This is a genomic window from Aquaspirillum sp. (genome assembly GCF_055136605.1).
Genome location: NZ_JBSQVP010000044.1, coordinates 1 through 20,364 on the forward strand (window position 1 = coordinate 1; position 20,364 = coordinate 20,364).

20 protein-coding genes and 1 rRNA gene are annotated in these 20,364 nt (G+C 50.3%); 5 read left to right on the top strand and 16 right to left on the bottom strand.

Features of this window, described 5'->3' with window-relative positions; translation table 11 throughout:
* From rrf to ACTBZS_RS08460, 3 genes are all read left to right on the top strand, one after another.
* Positions 1–93: ribosomal RNA gene (rrf, locus tag ACTBZS_RS08450) — 5S ribosomal RNA — on the top strand; the annotation flags it as partial.
* A 147-nt stretch (positions 94–240) separates the two neighbouring features.
* Positions 241–1,953: a proline--tRNA ligase gene (locus tag ACTBZS_RS08455; protein WP_463043832.1), complete on the top strand. Its 1,713-nt coding sequence runs from the start codon at positions 241–243 to the stop codon at positions 1,951–1,953.
* A gap of 239 nt (positions 1,954–2,192) precedes the next feature.
* The gene (locus tag ACTBZS_RS08460) at positions 2,193–3,221 is read left to right on the top strand and encodes a nuclease-related domain-containing protein (protein ID WP_460430137.1); all 1,029 of its coding nucleotides are present in this window, start codon (positions 2,193–2,195) and stop codon (positions 3,219–3,221) included.
* Positions 3,222–3,266: 45 nt separating this feature from the next.
* Here the strand turns inward: ACTBZS_RS08460 and ACTBZS_RS08465 are convergent, their stop codons facing one another.
* From ACTBZS_RS08465 to aroK, 3 genes are all read right to left on the bottom strand, one after another.
* Positions 3,267–3,749, bottom strand: coding sequence for a type IV pilus assembly protein FimV (locus tag ACTBZS_RS08465; protein ID WP_463043833.1), 483 nt, complete (start codon positions 3,747–3,749; stop codon positions 3,267–3,269).
* An 89-nt stretch (positions 3,750–3,838) separates the two neighbouring features.
* Positions 3,839–4,942: a 3-dehydroquinate synthase gene (gene aroB, locus ACTBZS_RS08470; RefSeq protein WP_463043834.1), complete on the bottom strand. Its 1,104-nt coding sequence runs from the start codon at positions 4,940–4,942 to the stop codon at positions 3,839–3,841.
* Positions 4,929–5,462, bottom strand: coding sequence for a shikimate kinase AroK (gene aroK / locus ACTBZS_RS08475; protein ID WP_460430140.1), 534 nt, complete (start codon positions 5,460–5,462; stop codon positions 4,929–4,931). The genes aroB and aroK overlap by 14 nt, the downstream gene beginning before the upstream one ends.
* A gap of 145 nt (positions 5,463–5,607) precedes the next feature.
* Here aroK and ACTBZS_RS08480 point away from each other — a divergent pair, with 145 nt between their 5' ends.
* Entirely contained in the window at positions 5,608–7,959 is a 2,352-nt protein-coding gene (locus tag ACTBZS_RS08480) for a penicillin-binding protein 1A (RefSeq protein WP_463043835.1), read from the top strand.
* The gene (locus ACTBZS_RS08485; protein WP_463043836.1) at positions 7,959–9,941 is read left to right on the top strand and encodes a putative bifunctional diguanylate cyclase/phosphodiesterase; all 1,983 of its coding nucleotides are present in this window, start codon (positions 7,959–7,961) and stop codon (positions 9,939–9,941) included. Before ACTBZS_RS08480 ends, ACTBZS_RS08485 begins: the two co-directional genes overlap by 1 nt.
* 55 nt (positions 9,942–9,996) lie before the next feature.
* Here ACTBZS_RS08485 and ACTBZS_RS08490 read toward each other — a convergent pair whose 3' ends face one another.
* The 13 genes from ACTBZS_RS08490 to ACTBZS_RS08550 all read right to left on the bottom strand — a co-directional run bounded on the left by ACTBZS_RS08490 (position 9,997) and on the right by ACTBZS_RS08550 (position 20,318).
* The gene (locus ACTBZS_RS08490; protein ID WP_463043837.1) at positions 9,997–11,064 is read right to left on the bottom strand and encodes an SPOR domain-containing protein; all 1,068 of its coding nucleotides are present in this window, start codon (positions 11,062–11,064) and stop codon (positions 9,997–9,999) included.
* On the bottom strand, positions 11,061–11,783 hold the full coding sequence (locus tag ACTBZS_RS08495; protein WP_460430144.1) for a type III pantothenate kinase: 723 nt from the start codon (positions 11,781–11,783) through the stop codon (positions 11,061–11,063). The genes ACTBZS_RS08490 and ACTBZS_RS08495 overlap by 4 nt, the downstream gene beginning before the upstream one ends.
* A gap of 8 nt (positions 11,784–11,791) precedes the next feature.
* Positions 11,792–12,754 (bottom strand): biotin--[acetyl-CoA-carboxylase] ligase, encoded by a 963-nt coding sequence (locus ACTBZS_RS08500; RefSeq protein WP_460430145.1) that lies wholly within the window; start codon positions 12,752–12,754, stop codon positions 11,792–11,794.
* Complete coding sequence (locus ACTBZS_RS08505; RefSeq protein WP_460430146.1) at positions 12,751–13,254, bottom strand: adenylyltransferase/cytidyltransferase family protein; 504 nt, start codon at positions 13,252–13,254, stop codon at positions 12,751–12,753. The genes ACTBZS_RS08500 and ACTBZS_RS08505 overlap by 4 nt, the downstream gene beginning before the upstream one ends.
* Positions 13,255–13,283: 29 nt before the next feature.
* On the bottom strand, positions 13,284–14,111 hold the full coding sequence (locus ACTBZS_RS08510) for a ferritin family protein (RefSeq protein WP_022653288.1): 828 nt from the start codon (positions 14,109–14,111) through the stop codon (positions 13,284–13,286).
* 200 nt (positions 14,112–14,311) lie between these two features.
* On the bottom strand, positions 14,312–15,118 hold the full coding sequence (locus ACTBZS_RS08515) for a GGDEF domain-containing protein (protein WP_463043838.1): 807 nt from the start codon (positions 15,116–15,118) through the stop codon (positions 14,312–14,314).
* Positions 15,119–15,172: 54 nt separating this feature from the next.
* Positions 15,173–15,556 carry a DUF1987 domain-containing protein gene (locus tag ACTBZS_RS08520; RefSeq protein WP_460430148.1) on the bottom strand — a complete coding sequence of 128 codons (384 nt, stop codon included), beginning with the start codon at positions 15,554–15,556 and terminating at the stop codon, positions 15,173–15,175.
* An 8-nt stretch (positions 15,557–15,564) separates the two neighbouring features.
* A complete protein-coding gene (locus tag ACTBZS_RS08525; RefSeq protein WP_460430149.1) occupies positions 15,565–15,954 on the bottom strand; it encodes a DUF1987 domain-containing protein in 390 nt (129 codons plus the stop codon).
* Between the two features lie 5 nt (positions 15,955–15,959).
* Entirely contained in the window at positions 15,960–17,522 is a 1,563-nt protein-coding gene (locus ACTBZS_RS08530) for a SpoIIE family protein phosphatase (protein ID WP_460430150.1), read from the bottom strand.
* Positions 17,523–17,531: 9 nt separating this feature from the next.
* Complete coding sequence (locus ACTBZS_RS08535; RefSeq protein ID WP_463043839.1) at positions 17,532–18,626, bottom strand: branched-chain amino acid ABC transporter substrate-binding protein; 1,095 nt, start codon at positions 18,624–18,626, stop codon at positions 17,532–17,534.
* A gap of 22 nt (positions 18,627–18,648) precedes the next feature.
* Positions 18,649–19,200, bottom strand: coding sequence for a SiaB family protein kinase (locus ACTBZS_RS08540; protein WP_460430152.1), 552 nt, complete (start codon positions 19,198–19,200; stop codon positions 18,649–18,651).
* A gap of 85 nt (positions 19,201–19,285) precedes the next feature.
* Positions 19,286–19,732 carry an HIT family protein gene (locus ACTBZS_RS08545; protein WP_463043840.1) on the bottom strand — a complete coding sequence of 149 codons (447 nt, stop codon included), beginning with the start codon at positions 19,730–19,732 and terminating at the stop codon, positions 19,286–19,288.
* 19 nt (positions 19,733–19,751) lie between these two features.
* On the bottom strand, positions 19,752–20,318 hold the full coding sequence (locus ACTBZS_RS08550; RefSeq protein WP_463043841.1) for an adenylate/guanylate cyclase domain-containing protein: 567 nt from the start codon (positions 20,316–20,318) through the stop codon (positions 19,752–19,754).
* Between the last annotated feature and the right edge of the window lie 46 nt (positions 20,319–20,364).

Below are 20,364 nucleotides of genomic sequence, written 5' to 3' on the forward strand. Positions count from 1 at the left end.
GGTACCACCCCTTCCCTTCCCGAACAGGACCGTGAAACGACTCAGCGCCGATGATAGTGCAGATCCCTGTGTGAAAGTAGGTCTCCGCCAAGCTCCCAATATCAAACCCCCTGACACAATAGTGTCAGGGGGTTTTGTTTTTGATTCAGTATTAAATTCTGTACTGAATAACTGCGATGACAGGGCTAATAACGCGCATTCTGGTAAAATCCAGCCAAATTTCTTTGATGGATAATCACTATGCGTGCCTCCCAATTCTTTTTTTCTACGTTAAAAGAAGCGCCTGCCGAAGCCGAATTACCCAGCCACAAACTGATGATGCGTGCTGGCATGATTCGTCGTGTTGCCTCTGGTTTGTATAACTGGATGCCGATTGGTTTTCGTGTTTTGAAAAAAGTCGAAGCCATTGTGCGCGAAGAAATGAATCGTGCTGGTGCGATTGAGCTGATTATGCCAGCAGTGCAACCTGCAGAATTGTGGCAAGAATCTGGCCGTTGGGAGTTTTATGGTAAGGAGTTGCTGCGTCTGAAAGATCGCCATGAGCGCGATTTCTGTGTCGGTCCAACCCATGAAGAAGTGATTACGGACATTGTACGTAAAGAAGTGCGTAGTTATAAGCAACTTCCTCTCAATTTCTACCAAGTGCAAACCAAATTCCGCGATGAAGTCCGTCCCCGCTTTGGCGTGATGCGGGCCCGCGAATTTGTGATGAAAGATGCTTATTCATTTCATACTGACTTTGAGAGTTTGAAACAAACTTATCAAGTGATGTATGACGCTTACTGCCGTATTTTCCAACGCTTAGGTCTTCAGTTCCGGCCAGTGGCAGCGGACACCGGTTCGATTGGTGGAACGGGTTCACACGAGTTTCAGGTATTGGCCGATTCTGGCGAAGATGTGATTGCCTATTGCCCCACTTCCGATTATGCCGCCAATATTGAATTGGCCGAGGCCGTTGCCCCGAATACACCACGTCCAGCTGCTGCTGTGGCACTAGAAAAAATCCATACACCAAAAGTCAAAACCATTGCTGATTTGGTCGCATTTTTAAATGTGGACATTAAACAAACAGTGAAAGCGATTGTTGTTGAAGCGGAAGATGGTGCGCCGGTCTTGATGTTGTTGCGTGGTGATCACGAGCTTAATGAAATCAAAGCGGAAAAAATTGCTGGTATTAAGTCTCCACTTACCTTTGCTACGCCAGAATCAATTCAACGTGCGTTCTCTGCTCAGCCTGGTTCGTTAGGTCCTGTTGGTTTCCAAGGCCGTATCATTGCAGATCGTACGGTGGCGGTGATGGCGGATATGATTTGCGGGGCAAATGAAGACGATCACCATCTATTAGGTGTCAACTTTGGCCGTGATTGTGCCGAGCCCGAAGTTGCGGATTTGCGTAATGTGGTGGCTGGTGATCCTTCGCCATGTGGACAGGGTGAGTTGGCCTTATGTCGTGGGATTGAAGTTGGTCATGTTTTCCAATTGCGTACTAAATACTCCGAAGCAATGAAATGTGAGTTTTTAGATCGTGAAGGAAAATTGCAGCCAATGGAGATGGGTTGCTATGGGATCGGGGTGAGTCGCATCGTTGCGGCGGCAATTGAACAGAATTTTGACGAGCGTGGCATTATCTTTACTGATGCGATGGCACCGTTTACGGTGGATATTGTGCCGATGGGGTATCGTCGTTCTGAAGCCGTACAACAGGCAGCAGATCAGTTATACGCCGATTTAACCGCATTGGGCGTCGATGTCTTGCTGGATGACCGTGATGAGCGTCCAGGGGTGTTGTTGGCTGATGGTGAGTTGATTGGCATTCCTCACCGTGTAGTGATCGGAGACCGTGGTTTGAAAGAAGGTGTGGTGGAATATCAACACCGTCAGGACAGCGAAGCCACTAAAGTGAATGTAGAAGCGTTGTTGGATCTGTTGAAGGCCAAGCTGAATCTTGCCTAGATCTTGCTGGAGGTAATGTTAAAAAAGCCATCTCATCAGAAATTGAGATGGCTTTTTTGTTAAACATAAAAGCATTGAGTTATTTGTCTAATTTGATATTTGACTATGTTGTATGCGTTTTTGCGCTATCAAATTGATGTTTTATGAAATTTGACCAGAAACAAGCGTAATTACCGCAAATCTGTTTTACTATTCCGCTTTCTGTATGCGTCATTTCCTTAGAAAGCGAATTTCCCCCCATGCTTGCAAAGAAACCAGATGCCTTGGATGCGCCTCTCGCTGCTTTACAAAGTTTGCGGCAGGGTGCTCAACCTGATGATTTGCCATTTATTGATATTGGCTTGCGTGATTATGTCGGTTGTGCCAAGGCAAGTATGGCTGTGGTTAAGATGTTAGAGGCAGATTTTACTCGTGGGTCAAATTGGTTGGTTTTGCACGATTTGACTTTGCGCGTCGGTGAACACTATGCCCGTATCGACCATTTATTGATTAACCGCAATTTCGATGTTTTTATCCTCGATTCTGCGCTTGGCTCCAGTTTGATTAAGGTGGATGGTAAAGGTGCCTTTTCGCGGCAATGCCCCGGACAAACGCGCTTTGTTGCGATTGATTCGCCGCTTGATCAAATGGCACGTCGTATGGCCTTATTAAATGCGCTGCTGCCGCGTTTACTGGCTGCGGTGAAACCGGGGCCTGATAGCCAGTTACGACCAAATGTGATGGGCTTTTTCTTGCTGTCTCCTGGTATCAGTGTGGTTCGTCCCGGTGGTTTTGGCAGTGTGGATACCCGTTCCTTTATGCCGATGATTCAAATTACCAAAGAGTTGAATCATTACGGGGCGAACTCCGGCCCTATGGCGGCAGCGGCTTTGGTATCGATGAATCAGATTGATAACCGTGTGTTGACGTTATTGGGTGAGCGGTTGGTGGCAATGCATAAGCCCGATCCGGTGCCAACGGTTGAGGCCTTGCGCCTACGTTATCCGCCACCGCCAAAAGTCGATACCCCAGAGGAAGCCGCAGCGAAAGCCGCGTTGGCTTTTTCTTGTCATTGTGGTTCAGAGACCTTCACCATTCGTAAACTGCGTTTGGGGGGGGATGCTGTGGCCTGTGCGGAATGTGGGGCGGCGTATATGCTGATGCAGCTATTCCGGTGTAAACAGCGGCCATGTGGGGCGAAAACCGAGGTTACCGCTGATGGTAAGTTGCGAGTATTTTGTGAGAAGTGCCAAAAAGAAAAGCGCTTGAATTACAGCGAATCAACTTGAGCTGTCGCGAAGCCGATTGGCTTCGCGAGTAAGTCGGCAATGAGGTTAGCGGAAGAGTTCGTCGTGTGGTAACAAAGTTTGGCCGGTTTTGCGGATTTGTTGCCAGATGGCTTGTTCTTCTAACTGTGGCTGTAAATGGGCTGCCAGTTGGCGGTATTCTTTGACATGACCGCCTTCGGCAAAGGCCCGTAATAAAGTCACTTGAATGGCGAGATTGTGCGGTTCGTCTTGTAATGCGGCTTGTAAGACCTGAATCGCCGCTTTGGGATTGCGGCTGAACAAAAATACTTCGGCTTCACCAATGGGGTCGATGCCTCGGGCACTGGCTTTGACAAAACGGTGTTGTCGCCGCCAATAGGCCAACAAGTACGCCACCCCACCAAGCAACGAGGCATTGAGTAACAATTCATAGCCAGCGAGCTCCATCAGCATCTCCCCTTTTTTGTTATCAGGTTGGTGTAATGGGGAGATATCTTCTGCTGGAATCGGCTGCTGCACAATGCGTAGAAATGCGGAATTCCCTGACAAGAGTAAGGTTTTTCGCTTTAATGCAGCAGCACAGCTAAGTATTTGATTCTCAAACCTTGTTTATGCTTAAGGTATAGGCTGTTGTCGTCCTAATTGGCATCTTTTGTGGCTAAAATCCACCGGCCCGACAGGACTTGTTGTAAGACTGCGACAGGTACATTGCTGCGGATTTCTGCTTGTCCCAGTTTAGGCAGCAAAACAAAGCGAGGAACCCCATTCTCCACTTTTTTGTCATGGCTCATCAGTGTCATCCACTGTGCAAAACCCAAATCCGGTGCATGGGTTGGGAGCTGAGCGGCCTCGAGCAAGGCAGCAATCCGTGTTACGGCTTCGGCAGGTAACTCACCCAGTATGTAGGACGTTTCTGCTGCTAATAACATTCCCACTGCCACCGCTTCACCGTGTAGCCAGCTGCCATAGCCGACCCCTGTTTCGATGGCATGGCCAAATGTATGCCCAAGGTTGAGCAGCGCCCGCACACCCAATTCTTTTTCATCTGCTGCCACAATTTCCGCCTTCATCTCACATGAGCGTTTGACCGCATAGGCGAGGGCATCACGGTCACGGCGTAATAGCGCTGGCATATTGGTTTCTAGCCAGCTAAAGAATGCGGCATCGCCCAATAAACCGTATTTAATGATTTCGGCAATCCCAGCGGCGACTTCACGCTGAGGCAGTGTGTCGAGTAGCGCCATATCAGCCAAGACAAGGCGTGGCTGGTGGAATGCACCAATCATATTCTTACCCTTGGGGTGATTGATGGCGGTTTTACCACCAACAGAAGAATCGACCTGTGCCAGAACCGTTGTTGGAATTTGGATAAACGGCGCGCCACGTTGCCAACAGGCTGCCGCAAAACCTGTCATATCACCTACTACGCCACCCCCAAGCGCAATAAGTGTGGTTTTCCGTTCTGCACCATGTTCAAGCAGGGTGTCAAAAATCAGATTGAGGCTGTGCCATGTTTTATTGGCTTCGCCATCGGGTAGTACGACAGTTAACACCTGAACACCGGCTTGTTCCAGACTTGATTGCAAGCGAGCGAGATACAGCGGCGCCACAACGTCATTGGTGACAATCGCCACTTTTTTTTGTGCTAAATGGGGCAAAATCAGATCGGCACGCGCGAATAAATCGGTTCCGATATGAATAGGGTATTGGGTGTCTGGCAAGACCAAGTCAAGTGTGATCATGATGGCGCAGTTCAATTTGGCGTAAAAGACGGTGAACCAAGGTGTTGATATTTTGCCGTGAGGTGTCGATCACCACATCGGCCACTTCACGATACAGCGGGTCGCGCTGGGCAAACAGTGCTTCGAGCTTGGCCCGAGGGTTAGCTGTTTGTAACAAGGGGCGATTTTTGTCATGTTGCGTGCGGGCGAGGATGTCATCAATCCCTGCTCGTAAGTAAATGACGGTGCCGTGGTTGGCAAGCACTTGACGATTATTCGGATCGAGGACGGCACCCCCGCCGGTTGCCAAGACGATATTGGGTAGGGTAGCAAGTTCGGCAATCATTTCACTTTCGCGAACACGAAAGCCTGCTTCTCCTTCTATTTCAAAAATGACCGGAATTCTTACTCCCGTACGGGCCTCGATTTCGTGGTCGGAGTCATAAAAGGTTTTGCCCGTCAAACGCGCAAGTTGACGGCCAATGGTGGTTTTGCCGGCACCCATGAGGCCGACGAGGAAGAGATTTCCGGACGCTTTCATGCCGACATTGTAACCAACTCTGGCAGCCTCCGCAGGCTAAGCAGAGAAAAGAAACCGCACGATGGTTTCCCTCGAGCAAAAGCTGTGCACGATGCATGCGGCCATGTGCGTATAATCGCCCTTTCTGCTGCTCGTCTTTGCCATTATGTTCGCTCGCTTAATTCTCGGTTTTATCGCATTTCTGCTTACCTTAGTGATTCTTGCTGCCGGTGCGGCAGGGGTCGCGATTGCGGTAACCTATCCCAAATTGCCGAGTTTGGATGTCTTAACCGATTATCGGCCTAAAATCCCATTGCGTGTTTACACCAGTGATGGCGTGCAAATTGGCGAATTCGGTGAAGAAAAACGTGCTTTTACCCGTATTCAAGATGTCCCACAGTTGATGAAACAGGCCATCTTAGCGGCAGAAGACGAGCGTTTTTATCAACACGGTGGTGTTGACTATATGGGTGTGTTACGGGCGGCTTCTGGCAATTTAGTGTCTGGTCGAACCCAATCCGGCGCATCTACCATCACCATGCAGGTGGCAAAAAACTTCTTTTTATCGAGTGAAAAAACCTTTACTCGTAAATTTAATGAAGCTTTATTGGCCTTTAAGATTGAACACAACCTCAGCAAAGACCAAATTCTTGAGCTATACGTCAATCAAATTTACCTTGGCCAACGGGCTTATGGTTTTGCTGCTGCGGCGCTGACTTATTATGGTAAACCGCTGAAAGCGCTGTCAGTGGGCGAGTTTGCTATGTTAGCGGGGTTACCTAAAGCCCCTTCTTCTTATAACCCAGTGGTGAACCCCGATCGGGCCCGCCTGCGGCAACGTTATGTGTTGCGGCGGATGAAAGAACTGAACTTCATCACCGAAGATCAATACCAACAGGCCGTTGAAGAACCCATCCGCCTTGCGACGCGTAAAGAAGATTTTAGTGTGCCGGCGCAGTATGTTGCGGAAATGGTGCGGCAAATTATGGTATCGCGTTATCAAGAGGCGGCTTATACCCAAGGTTTCCGTGTCTATACCACGATTCGTAGCGATCACCAGCAATGGGCGTTTGCTGCGCTGCGTGATGGCTTAATGGACTATGACCGCCGCCACAGCTATCGTGGGCCTGAATCCTTTATTGACCTCAAACCGTTAACAGCAGACAACCGTGATGAGGCACTTGATGAAGCCTTGGCTGCTGTCCGTGACAGTGGTGATTTACAGCCTGGGGTGGTGTTAGATGCCAGTTCGAGTCAGGTCAAGGTGTATTTGCGGGGAGGGGAAGAAGTGGTGGTAAAAGGCAATGGTTTGTCGTTTGCCCGTTCTGCCTTATCGAAAAAACTGACCCCTGCTCAACAAATCCGCCCGGGTTCTGTGGTGCGATTAGAGAAATCGGAAAAAGGCGAATGGCGGATCGTGCAAATGCCGAGGGTAGAAGGGGCGTTTGTGGCTACCGACAGCCGAACGGGGGCTATCTTGGCTTTGGTGGGTGGGTTTGATTTCAACCGTAACCACTACAACCGCGTCACACAAGCATGGCGACAACCGGGGTCGAGTTTTAAACCTTTTGTGTATTCTGCTGCCTTAGAAAAAGGCATGACCGCTTCCACGCTGATCAATGATGCACCGCTGGTGATTGATCCACAAACCCTAGGTGGACAGCGTTGGAGCCCAAAAAACTATGATGGCAAATTTGCCGGCATGATGACGATGCGCCAAGCGTTAACGCGCTCTAAGAACTTGGTATCGGTGCGTATTTTGATGGCGATTGGAACCGATTATGCACAAGACTACTTGCAACGGTTTGGCTTTATGCCCAAACAACATCCGGCCTATCTGACGATGGCGTTGGGGGCGGGGATGGTGACACCGCTGCAGATGGCCGAGGCCTACAGTGTCTTTGCTAACGGTGGCTATCGCGTCAAATCGTATTTCATTGAACGCATTGAAGACGAGCGCGGCTATGTCGTGGCAAGAACTGCCCCGTTAGTGGCTGGACAAAATGCACCACAAGCAATCGATCCACGCAATGCGTTTATTATGACCAGCATGATGCGTGATGTGGTGCGCTATGGCACCGCGACCCGTGCCATGAGCTTGGGGCGTGGTGATTTGGCGGGTAAAACCGGCACCACTAACGATGCACGGGATGCTTGGTTTGCCGGTTACAACCCCGATATCGTCGGCGTGGCGTGGATGGGGTTTGATGACAATAAACCGCTAGGCGGTGGAGAAACCGGCGGGGGTGCAGCGTTACCGATTTGGATAGGGTATATGCAACACGCCTTGAAACATCTGCCCGAAGTCGATCAACCCATCCCTGCTGGTTTGGTGGAACAAGCCGGTGCGGGTAGCCGTGGTGGGTCAGAGTATTACTATCAGGAATATCAACGGCCTAATCCTGCATTGGGTTTGAATAATCGGTCGAGTGACGCTGCTGACAACCGTAGCGATCAAACCGAAGGCCAAGATACAGCGCGTGATGCTGTAGAAAACGTCAAAGAGCTCTTGTTCTAATGCCTCATTTTCGATCGTTTCAGGAACGGTGGTTTGCCGCTTCTTTCCAAACTTCTGGCGGAGGGCGGCGCTTGATTGCCCGCCATCCGGCCTTGTTAATCGCCGGTTTATATCTGTTATTTGGCTTGCTGTGGATTTTGTTTAGTGACCAAGCCATCGAATGGCTGGCGGGGGGCGATGCGGCATGGCTGTCACGGTTACAAACCTATAAAGGCATGGCCTTTATGGTGATTACCACCGTATTACTGTTTGCGCTTATCAGTGCCAGTCATCGGGTGCGTCTGCGGCTATTGCAAGAAGTGGCCGAGCGCGAGGCGCAGTTGAGCGATATGGCACAGCATATTCCCTCGGTGTTTTGGATTTTAGAATCCGATTTACAACCGCATTACATCAGCCCTGCATTTGAAAAAGTGTGGGGTATTCCGTTGCAAGATTTTATGTACGACAACTTGGCTTGGCAGCGTGCCATCTTGCCGGAGGATCTACCGACGGCACAGCGTTTTGTTGATAGCTATCTGCATGGAAAAAGTCGTTCAGTGGAGTGCAAATATCGCATCATGCGGCCTGATGGTGAGGTACGCTGGATTCATGACACGGCCTATCCGGTACAAGATAAAGAAGGTCAGTTGATACGGATTATTGGCGTGGCGAATGATATTACCGAACAAAAACGCGCCCACGATCAACTCTACCTGCTGGCACATTTTGATAGCCTCACCGGCCTCCCTAATCGCAGTTCCTTAATCAGTCGCCTTGAACAAGCTTGTGCCGATCGTGAACACCGTCCGTTTGCGTTACTGTTTATTGATCTTGATCGCTTTAAGGTGATTAACGATACCCTCGGCCCGCACATGGCCGACCATTGTTTGCGCCGTGTGGCCTCGCTGTTAGAACATGCGTTTTTGCATGACACTTTCACCGCACGTCTTGGAGGGGATGAGTTTGCTTTGATGTTTACCGAGCAGACCAACCGCGAACATCTGGCAATGACCTGCCATCAATTATTGGCCTTGCTGTCCCATCCGCTCGAGGTGGATGGTCATGAGGTATATGTCGGGGGGTCGATTGGGGTGGCGTGTTATCCACAAGATGGCGAAACCGCGAATTTACTGCTGCGTCACGCGGACATGGCAATGTATGCCGCAAAACAAGCAGGGCGCAACACCTTCCGTTTTTATGATACGCAATGGGAACAGGGCAAACAAAACCTTGAACTTGAACGTGAATTACACAAGGCGTTACAGCAAGAAGAGTTTGTGTTGTTCTATCAACCGAAGTTTTGCCCAATTACCCGCACGTTGCAGGGGTTTGAAGCTTTGTTGCGTTGGCGTCATCCTGAACGCGGCTTGGTGTCTCCAGCTTTGTTTATTCCGCTATTGGAAGAAACAGGGCTGATTCGTGAAGTGGGTAAATGGGTAATTCACGCGGCTTTCCATGATTTGGCACAGTGGCAAGCGGCTGGTTTTGGTCATATCACAATGGCAGTGAATGTCTCGGCTCGTCAGTTAGACCATCTGAATTTGGTTGATTTTGTGCAAGAAGCGCTGGAGCGCTATGGTTTGCAGCCACAGCATATTGAATTGGAACTGACGGAAAGCGATTTGATGACCAACCCCGAACAATCCCGCGCCATTATCCAAGGGCTGCGGCAACAGGGGATTCGAATTGCGATTGACGATTTTGGCACGGGTTATTCCAGTCTGGCCTATCTGAAGCGTTTTGCTCCCGATACCCTGAAAATCGATAAATCGTTTATTGATGACATTGACCACGAGCATGATGCGGCGGCAATTGTCGAAGGGATTATTCAATTATCAAAAATCCTACACATTCATGTGGTGGCCGAGGGCGTTGAACGTGATAGCCAGTTGCAAGTGCTGGCGCGGGCGGGATGTGATGCGGTACAGGGCTTCTTACTCGGCAGGCCGATGCCAGCCGTGCAGGTGATGGGCTTGCTCAAATTAGAACAAAAATTGGATTAACCCACAAAAAACCGCCCTCTTTCATTCAGAAACAGGGCGGTTGTCGTATCTAGGATCATTTCGGGCAGGTTTGAGATTTCAGCGTGGCTTGTGGCCATTCGCTGGCGAGCAGCTCAAGTTTTGCTTTTTGGTCGCTGTCTAAATTACGCAGACGGAAGGTGCTGAGTTTACCGCTGGCAGCGGGGGTAGCGGCTGTGGTGGTGCTACCGCCATTTTCACGCACTTCAATTTTGGCCGGATAGCCCGCTTGGGTCAGCTTATCGCGCATCCCTTCGGCTGAGGCTTGTTTACTGAACAAACCGACTGAGATGGCGTTACGCATTTCCCCTGCTTGGTTGACCACATAGCTATCAAAGCCTTTTGACTTCAAAGTCATAACCAACTCGACTGCTGCCTCGCGGCTGGCTTGTGGGGGCAAATGAACCCAATAACGGGTGTTGGTGCTGCCTTCTGCCGGCGCAGCAGCCGGTTTTGCTGCCGGTGCTTCGCGGGTCATTTCCACCATTTGCCCAGCGAGTTTCACTTTCAACAAACGCTGTTTCACCTTGCTAGCCGCCGCACTGTCAAACTCACCCCACTGATAACACGCCAACGCCGTAGGTGTTGGTTTAGCTTTTTCTTGTGGTTTATCACCTTTTTCGGCAGCGGCCAGTAGTGGATCTTTTTCCGCTGGTTTGGTGGCTTTTTCGACCACGGGTGGTTTTTCGACGGGTTTGTCTACCGCTTTGGCCGCAGGGGCTGAGACCGCTGGCGGTGGTGTCGTGGGGACAGCCGGCGCGGTTGGTGTGGTGCTGCTGACGGCGGCAGCGGTCGCTGCTGCGGCAACTGCTGTCGTCGCTGCTACAGCGGCAACAGTGGTTGTGGTATTCGCATTGTCTGGCGGTGTATTCGCGGCAGTGGGCGCGCTAGGCTGTTCGAGCGGGGGCGCTGGGCTGATTTCTGGGCTGGCCGCTGGCGTACTATTCCGGCGCAAGGCCGCGACTTGTTCGGGGGACAGTTGTTTTACCTGTGGGGCATTGATTTCCCGTGAGGCAACATTACTCGGTTCGGTGGTGCGAGTGCCAATCAAGAGCGCAACAGCTAGGTTGGCTGTCAGCAGGCCGACAAAAAGCCACTTCATCATGATGATTCTTCTTCTGCCATATATGCTAATCCAGTGAGGACCAGATTATCCACAATAGTGGGCCGGCGCGGGAGTCTGCTTGCAATAATTGTTGCATCACCGCCGCCTAGAAAGACGTTGACGGGGCGATGTTGCTCGGCTTCAAAGCGTAATAGGTTGCCATAAATGCTATCCGCTAGGGCGTTCAGACAGCCGCTATAGATCGCATCTACTGTATTGTTAGGGTGGGCCTGCCAATGGCCTTCTGCATACGGTAGCTGTGCCGTACCTCGGGCGAGACTATCGCGCATCAAGTGTAAGCCGGGGGTGATGGTACCGCCCAAAAAATGCCCCGCTTGATCTACACAGTCGATGGTTAAAGCCGTGCCAGCATGAGCAACGACACAGGCTTGTTGTTGGTTGAGATGATAGGCACCAATCGCTGCCGCCCACCGATCGGCGCCAAGCCGACTCGGATCAAGATAGGCGTTGGTTAATCCTCCTGCACGAGAGCTGGGGCGTAACCACGTGATGGGGAGAGGTGAACAGGTTGAAAGTTGCTCGGCCACTGTCTGCCCTGCGACATTACAACCATACGCTTGGGTGACGGTTAGCTTTGACCATAAGGCGGCCAGTTCGGGTACATCAGGATGGTTTACGCTGTGAATGGGGCCAAGTTGGTGTTGGTTGGCCAAACACCATTTCACTCGAGTATTGCCAGCATCGATAAGCAAATTCATGTTTAAGATCAAGAGTGGGCGAGGGTTCGACGCAGGCTGACTTCACCGGCATGAATCAATTTTTCTTGGCCATCGCCAAGCTGTAACCGCAATGCCCCTTCATTATCCACCCCTCGTGCGATGCCGGGCAATGGGGGACGATAAGCCGAGATAATATCCACGGGTTGGTGTTGCCACGCATGACTGGCTTCCCATTCTGCGCGAAAAGCGGCAAATCCCTGTTTAGCAAATTGACCTAACACCTGATCGAGTTCATTTAATAACAACGCCGCTAATTGATTACGGTCGGGGAGGTGGTGATCTTCTAAGCCGGCTGCCGCTTGGTCAACACCGGTAGGACGGATCAAATTCAAACCAATGCCAATCACGACGGCTGATGGCCCTAGGGCATCGCCAGACAATTCAATCAAAATACCCGCCAGCTTTTCCCCATCCAATAAGACATCATTCGGCCATTTTAGCGCGACCGGTACCTCTAAGCGCTGCAACACCCGTACTAAAGCCAAACCAACCACTAAAGACAGCCCCGATAGTCCTGCCACCCCACATTCAAATCGCCATAGCAATGAAAAAGTGAGTGCCGCCCCCGGTTGTGCCAGCCATTGCCGACCATGACGGCCACGGCCTGCTGTTTGCCATTCTGCAAACAAAGCGGTGCGGTGTGGTGCGCCGTGGCTGGCGCGGGTGAGTAGGGCGCTATTGGTCGAGTCGATGGTTTCGGCCACTTCGAGTTGCCAATCACCGAGTAGACCAGCACGGATGGCACTGGGTTCTAACCATGTGATGGGATGCGGTAGCCGATAGCCCTGCCCACGCACGCGATAAATGGTGAGAGGGAGGTGTTGTGAGATGTGTTCAATGGCTTGCCAGATCGTGCCGCGAGAGCAGCCAAAGGTTTGTGCCAAGCTCTCGCCAGAGTGAAACGCACCATCCGACAAACAACGTAAAACGGAATGGGCTAGTGGAGTCAAGACGCAGCCTCGACACAGCGAATTTTGCGTAGGGTAGCGGTGGTTGAGGTATCGAATAAGAAAGGAATGGAATGGACGCTGCCACCTCGGGCTAAGGTTTCTTGGCTGCCGACAATCTTGTCAATCGACCAATCGCCCCCTTTTACTAATACCTGTGGTTTCACTTGTTCAATCAATGCGGCTGGGGTGTCATCGTCAAACCATGTGACAAGGCTGGTGGATTCGAGTGCTGCTATCACCGCCAAACGGTGTTCCAGAGGATTGATTGGACGATCCTCTCCTTTACCCTGTCGCCGTACAGAGGCATCGCTGTTGAGCGCAATCACCAAGCTGGCACCTAAAGCACGCGCTTGTGCTAAGTAGGTGACATGGCCACGATGCAAAATATCAAAGCAGCCATTGGTGAAAACCACTGGCTGCGGCAAGCTAGCCAGTCGGGTGAGCAAGGCATCGGGCGCGCAGATTTTTTCCGTAAAGCTTGGGACAGGGTAAGAGGTCATCGTCAATCTCAACAAAAAGAGGACACAGTTTAACTGTTCACCAATGATTTACGGTAACGGTTTAGTTGTTGTACCGACTCAAAGGTTTGGCCAAACAAACTCGATAGATTACGCAAAATGCCACCTACCACACGGCTTTCCCAGTCTTGGTCAAAACGGATTTTGTTGGTGAGCCAATCTTCTAGCCATTCTGGTTTCGGCAAACGGCTTTGTACGGTGTCATTCGGGAACAGTGATTCGTTGACGTGTAAGTTGGTTGGGTGGAGTGGTTTGCTCGACCGTGCGCTGGCTGCCATTAACATACCGATTTTGGCAAAGGCTAATCTCGCTTCATTGCCAAAGCGGTCGATGGCTTGTTTCATGTATTTGAGATAGGCCCCACCATGCCGCGCTTCATCACGCGATAAGGTGCTGTAGATGTGTTTAATCACTGGCTCGGTATGCCATTCGCTGGCGCAACGATACCACTGTGTCAAACGCACTTCGCCACAGAAATGCAGCATCAAGGTTTCCAGCGGTGGCGCTGGGTCAAATTCAAAACGGACTGCATGAAGTTCTTCTTCACTCGGCACTAACTCAGGTCGGAAGCGGCGCAGGTATTCCATTAACACTAAGGCGTGTTTTTGTTCCTCGTAAAACCAAATTGACATAAAGGCAGAAAAATCACTGTCGTCACGATTGTCACGCAGGAACATTTCTGTTGCAGGTAAGGCCGCCCATTCGGTGATGGCGTTCATTTTGATGGTTTCGGCTTGTTCATCCGTGAGGAGATCAGCATCGAACTGCTCCCACGGGATATCGTCAGCCATATTCCAACGTGCCTTTTCCAGTTGGGCGAACAGTTCAGGGTAAAGCATCAGGTGTCTCCGCAGCGTGAAATCAAAGGAATACTAAAGCCCGAGGGTGAACAAAACATGACCACCCCGCACCAGTATTGTAACGAAAAGTCATACTAATCGTATGTTTCTTGATTTATATCAGTGTGAGGATGGTTTTTCTGAATTTCCAGTGGGGCTGATCAGACCATTTCGCTGCTAGAGCTAGGGATATTTAATTGTTAGGTAAAAATCTCAATTCGATTGCGGCCTTGGTGTTTGGCGCAGTAGAGGGCGCGGTCGGCGCGGGAGAGTGCATGTTCAAGTGAGGGGTCGCTACTTTGTAGTGCGGTGACGCCAATGCTGGCGCTCACTGCAATGACTTGGCCATCGAAGGTAACCGGATGCTCAGCGATGTAGTGGCGTAGATTTTCGACCACAGATTGCGCAATGTCTAATTCTGTTTGTGGGAAAAGAATCAAAAACTCTTCACCACCGAAGCGACCAATCAAATCGGTCTCGCGGCATACTTTACGACAGTTCGCCGCAAAACAGCGCAAGACCTCATCGCCTGCGGCATGGCCGTAGTTGTCGTTGATTTGCTTAAAATGATCGAGATCAAGCAAGGCCAAGCTAACCGGTTCATCGAGATGGCGTTGGCGTTTTTCTTCGATGGCGGCTAATTCCAGAATATGGCGACGCGTATAAAATCCGGTCAGGCCGTCAATTGTTGCAATTAGCCGCAATTCCTCCGCCAATTGCTGCCGCAACGCGACTTCTTCTTCTAACGCAGTGTTCAAGCGTTTTAGCTCAGCCGCTTGGGCCGCCAAGGATTGGTTAGCCTTGTGTAGATCGAGTTGCAGCCGATCGCTGATGCGCAGTAAGCGGCGGTGTTCGGCATAGCTTTTACGATAGGCTGCTGCCAACTCCTTCACCCCACCGGAAAATTGCTCAAGCTGATGCAGCATGGTTTCCGCACCAAGCAGAACCCGCTCCTCGTTATCAAACAGCGAGAAAGTGTCATGGGCTGGGGGACGTTTTGGGGTCATCGTGGGCTACCAATCGGCACAACAAACTGGAAAATTCTCATCAGAGAGTCGGGCTTATGTGATGAGCGTCAGTAAAAATTGGGCATGTTGGAATTCTTCGGCAAAATCTTCGCCCGATTCCAACATCGTCTCGTCTTCCTCGTGATACCACCAACGGATGGTGATGGCCAACCCACGCGTGGCTTGTTCTTCGAGCAAGCGAAAGAGATTCATCAACGCTTTGGCACTACTGGAATTGAAATACACCATCCGTAAATCAAACTCAATGGTGGCAGCGGGGGCGGTGGTCAGATAGTCGTGTAGGGCCTGTTGTAGTGGGCCGAAAAAGGCGGCGGTATCTTCAGGATACGATTCTCCAGCCAATGATAAGCGGCCGCTTGCAAAATCGAATTCAACTTCAGGTGTGCGTTCTGCGGCTGGAATACGGATAGATTGCATGTTTTCCTCTAGCTTTCGATGGCTTGCAAAACAAATTGTGCGTGTTGCAAATCCTCGGCAAATTCCTCTCCAATTTCGATCATGCCCTCATCGTCGCTGCGGTGTTGCCAATAAATGGTGACATGATTGCCTTCTTGCATGGCGATGGTATCGAGGAAGTCAAAGAGACCGAGTAACACTTTCGCAGTTGAGCTATTGAAATAGATTAAATCAAAATCGAATGTGATGTTGGCATTTTTTTGTGTTTGCAGATGTTGCTTTAATTGGGTAACCAATGGGCCATAGAAAGCAGAGACATCTTCTGGATAGGATTCCCCCCGCAGCAAAAAACGATTTGCCGCGAAATCAAAGGCCACTTCTGGGGCGCGGGGGCTGCGGGCGAGATAAAAAGATTCCATGCACATCAACTTAGTGAAAAACGATCAGAGGGGAAGTGCTCAGGAATTTCAAAACCGACAATGGACACATCATCACGGCGGCTTTGTGTGCCTTGATAATGCTCGAGTGCTTGATAGAGCACATCGCCCTGTTCGGTCATCGGTGTGTCTTGTAGCGAATTGAGCAAGGCCTTAAAGCGTGTTTTACCAAACATACACACCCGAGGCTGAGCATCGTTCACTTGTTCAATCAAACCATCACTGGTCAAATAAAAACGCATTTTGGGCTGTAATGCAATATCGTGGACAGCATAACTTTGTTGATAGTGGATGCCACGATACCCCATGCTGGTGCGGCTGCCTTTGACTTCTATCACCTCGCCTTGTTGTTGCACAAACAAGCTGAGGTGGGCGCCGGCAAAGCGCATGATACGTAAATCAGCCGGTAGATAACAGGCGCCGAGCTCAATCCCATCATCCGATTCCCCACTCGGCAAATGCTGTCCTAGCGTGGTTTGCAGATGTTGGTGCATTCGGGTGAGCAAGGTACCAACCTCACCAGCGGGAATTTCCATACAAGCGCGTTCTAAAGCGCCAGTTGAAATCAGGGTCATAAATGCCCCCGGTACCCCGTGACCAGTGCAATCGCCGAGAATAATCAACACTCCATTGCCCCAAGTGCGATACCAAAAAATATCGCCACCGACCACATCTCGAGGTTTCCACAAGACAAAATGTTGTGGAAAGTCACGACTAATGGCTTGTTCATCCGGCAACACCGCACGTTGAATGCGGCTGGCGTAGCGAATACTGGCCGAAATCACTTCATACGCTTCGTGTAACTCGTTGGTTTGTTTGCTCAGTTGTTCCGTGCGCTGTTGCACGCGCTGTTCGAGTGAGGTATTCGCTTCGGCAAGGCTTTGTTTCAAATTGCGTTCAGTGTCGAGTGCCCGTGCAATCCGCTTAGCGTGTAAGCGTCCCATGGCAATAAACACTAAAAAAACCAAGACGATGGTGACTTGCATAGCCTTGGCTAAATTCTCGGATTGTCGTGTGTTGGCTTCGCTGTCTTCAACTAATAGGCTCAAGGCGCGTGATAAATTGGCGCGGTAGAGTCCTTTTTGCCGTTTGTAGTGGGGCGAGGTGATTAAAGCCAACGCGGCGTCCCATGCTTCTTGCTCAATCAGGCGCAGTGCTTCTTTTTCCAGAATCTCAATTTCTTGTCCCGCTTGGGCCATGTCTTTTAATGCCCGTTTTGCCTCGTGATGGCTAACCAGTTGCAAACTCTCTGCCAACAGTTGATTACGGGTTTCTAATAAATCGTCATAGTTGAATAAATAGCGTTCCGAGCGCAGGCCGGCGGTAAGACGGATGGCAGAGGCGGTGGCATCATTGGCATTTAAAATCCGCTCGGCATTGAGTGAGAGTTGTCGCAAAGTAGCGGCGTGATGTTTGAATTGCGCGTCAAAATAGAAAAACGCCACAAAGGCTAACAACATCAACAGCGACAGCAACGACAAGCCATACAAGCTGGCTAACCGTCCAAGGCTGTGTTGCAGATGGGAAAAGAAAGCAATCGGTTTCGACATGGTCGCGACTTAATCCAGATAATCAATTTCGCCACGGTTAAACGCATAAATCACAAAACCGGGCTCGGAAATATCGCCATGTTGATTAAACCTGACTTTGCCTAAGACCGAATCAAACTCGCGGCTTTTTAAGGTCTTGGCGACAGCTGGCATCGCCGTACTTTGGCTGGCCTTCACTGCCTGACTCCAAATTTGTACGGTGGCATAGCTATAAAAGGTAAAGGCTTCAGGTCGATAGCCTTGGGTAAGATAGCGTTTGGTCAGGGCTTGATTACGGCGGTCGTGTGAGGGGTCGGGGGGGAATGTAATCAAGACGCCATCGGCCAAACGGCCGGCTTGTTCAATAAACGCTTTATTCATGAGGGCATCACCGCCCAACATGCGAAACTTCAATTGATATTCCCGTGCCTGCCGCAAAAATGCCGCCGCTTCATTGCCATAACTGGCAAACACCACAAACCGGATTTTTTCTGTTTGCATCCGGTTCAGGATGGCACTGAAATCGGTTTGCCCTTTCTCAATTTTGGCAACGAAACGCTGTTGTAACCCTGCTTTATTGAGGTGATGTTGCGTCATGCGGGCAAAGCCGCTGCTGTAAACCGTACTATCATGCAAAATTGCAATCGGTTTGTTTTTATGATTGCGGGCAATATAGTCTGCTGCCACAAAGCCTTGCATATCATCGCGCCCACAGGTGCGGAACACATTGGGCAGTTTGCGATTGGTGAAATCAGGATTGGTGGAAGCAGGGGTGATTTGAATAATCCCGTGTTGGTGATAAATGTTGGAAGCGGCAATCGAGGCGCCAGAACACAGATGGCCGTCAACCAATACTACGCCTGCTTCACTGAGTTCCTTCGCGATAGTGACGGCTTTTTTCTCGTCACACACATCATCACGCACCAACAATTCAAGCCGCTGCCCCAATAACCCCCCTTGGCTATTGATTTCATCCACCGCCGCTTGCGCGCCACGCCGCAGTTGTTCGCCCATCGACGCATGTTCGCCACTCATCGGGCCGACCACCGCGATTTTGATTTGTGCCGCTGCCGGCATGGCGATCCATAAGGCTAAGAGCCACGCCGAGGGCTGCATCCATCGCATCAATCGTCTCGTTGCCATCACATCAAATATACGCTTTCAAGCAAAAGAAAGCGGCTTGGTTGTCGAGGTCCATAAAATCGAATTGAATCGGTTCGCTGGCGCGGCGGGCGATTTCGATCAGGCCAATGCTACCGCCTCGGCTTTGTTCTTCGGCAGGTTCGCGCAGCTTTTCTTTGTAATGCGCTTTGAGGGCCTCTTTGTCCATCTGTGAGAGTTGTTGCAAGCGGTCGCGCAGAGAGGTGACATCGTCTTGACTGACGATATTGCCGCACACCACAAAAAAGCGATTGTCTTCACGGCCAACGGCAATCATGCCTGAGCTGAGTTCGACTTTTTTTCCGACCTCACCTTCGACACGGTCGGCAGAGTAGCGAATGATGTTTTGCACTTGTTCAACAAAAATCGAAAACACTTTGCGTGTGACGTTGGCATCGGTTTCATCAAGTGCCATTTTTTGTTTTAACGCTTCACCCAGTGCATACAAAATCCCTTCCGACACATAGCCGGTAAAGGAAAAGATAATGCCTTTGCTATGCAAGTCTTGTTGAAAGTGATAGTAGGGCTGCACCAGCATACGGGGGATCTCCCTTTAAGCAGATCGTTTTAGAAACAAGCGCAAGAGTGTGCCACATTCTGTTTGATGCTGAGTTTGTGTTATGTCAGCGATTGGCGAGTGCATTTTTAATCTGTGTTGCGTATTGATGCAACAACTCGCGTGGTGGTTCTTTGCGTGGCCAACTTAATGCAACACCATCATCGACATGGCGCGGCAAGATGTGAATGTGAAAATGGAACACCGTTTGGTCGCCGGCTTTGCCGTTGGCTTGGAAGAGCGTGAGCCCCTGCGGTTGAAAAGCGTGTTGGATGGCTTGCGCGACATGATGCACCGTACGCATGACTGCCGCCGCTTCATCCGCTGTCAATTCAAACAAATTGGCGGCATGGCGTTTGCTGGCAACCAATACATGCCCCGGGTTCACTTGGCCGATGTCCATAAAGGCGACGGTTTGATCGTCTTCATACACCACCGCCGCTGGAATTTCACCCGCAATCAGACGACAAAAAATACATTCGCCAGCCGGCGAGGTGTCGATAAACATCGGCATGGTATTTCCTCTGCTTGGTCTAAGATGATTTCTTGCAAAATAATGCAGTCGGTGTGGTTTTGCCGTGTAAAACCGTCAATTTGGCACTTGCTTGGAACAACTGACGGTAGGCCGGTGGAAGACGTTGTATCACATTTGCTGACACGGCTAATACACAATCCTCTTCGCGGGTCATGCTTTCAAGACGCGCAGCGATATTGACGGTATCCCCAATCACGGTATGGTTTTTTCTTTCTTGGCTGCCAATATCCCCCAAAATCACTTTACCAAAATGACAGCCGACACCAAAACCCTCTGGGGTCGGTAATTTTTCTGCTTGTAATTGTTGCAACAACATTGGCCATTGTTGTTCAAAATCCAATGCTGCCGCGACTGCCGATTCGCACGCCCGTGCCTCACCCTCTAAACCAAAAATCACCATAATGGCATCGCCAATATATTTATCCACTACCCCATTGTGTTTCGATACCACTCGGTGCCAATGTTCAAAATAAATGTTCAACATTTTAGTAACATCAATTGCGCTTGCATTTTCACATAAATATGTAAAATTTTTAATATCAGAAAATAAAATGCAAAGAGACATATCTGTGGCGGCAACATCTTCTTGCAACTGTCTCTTATACACATCT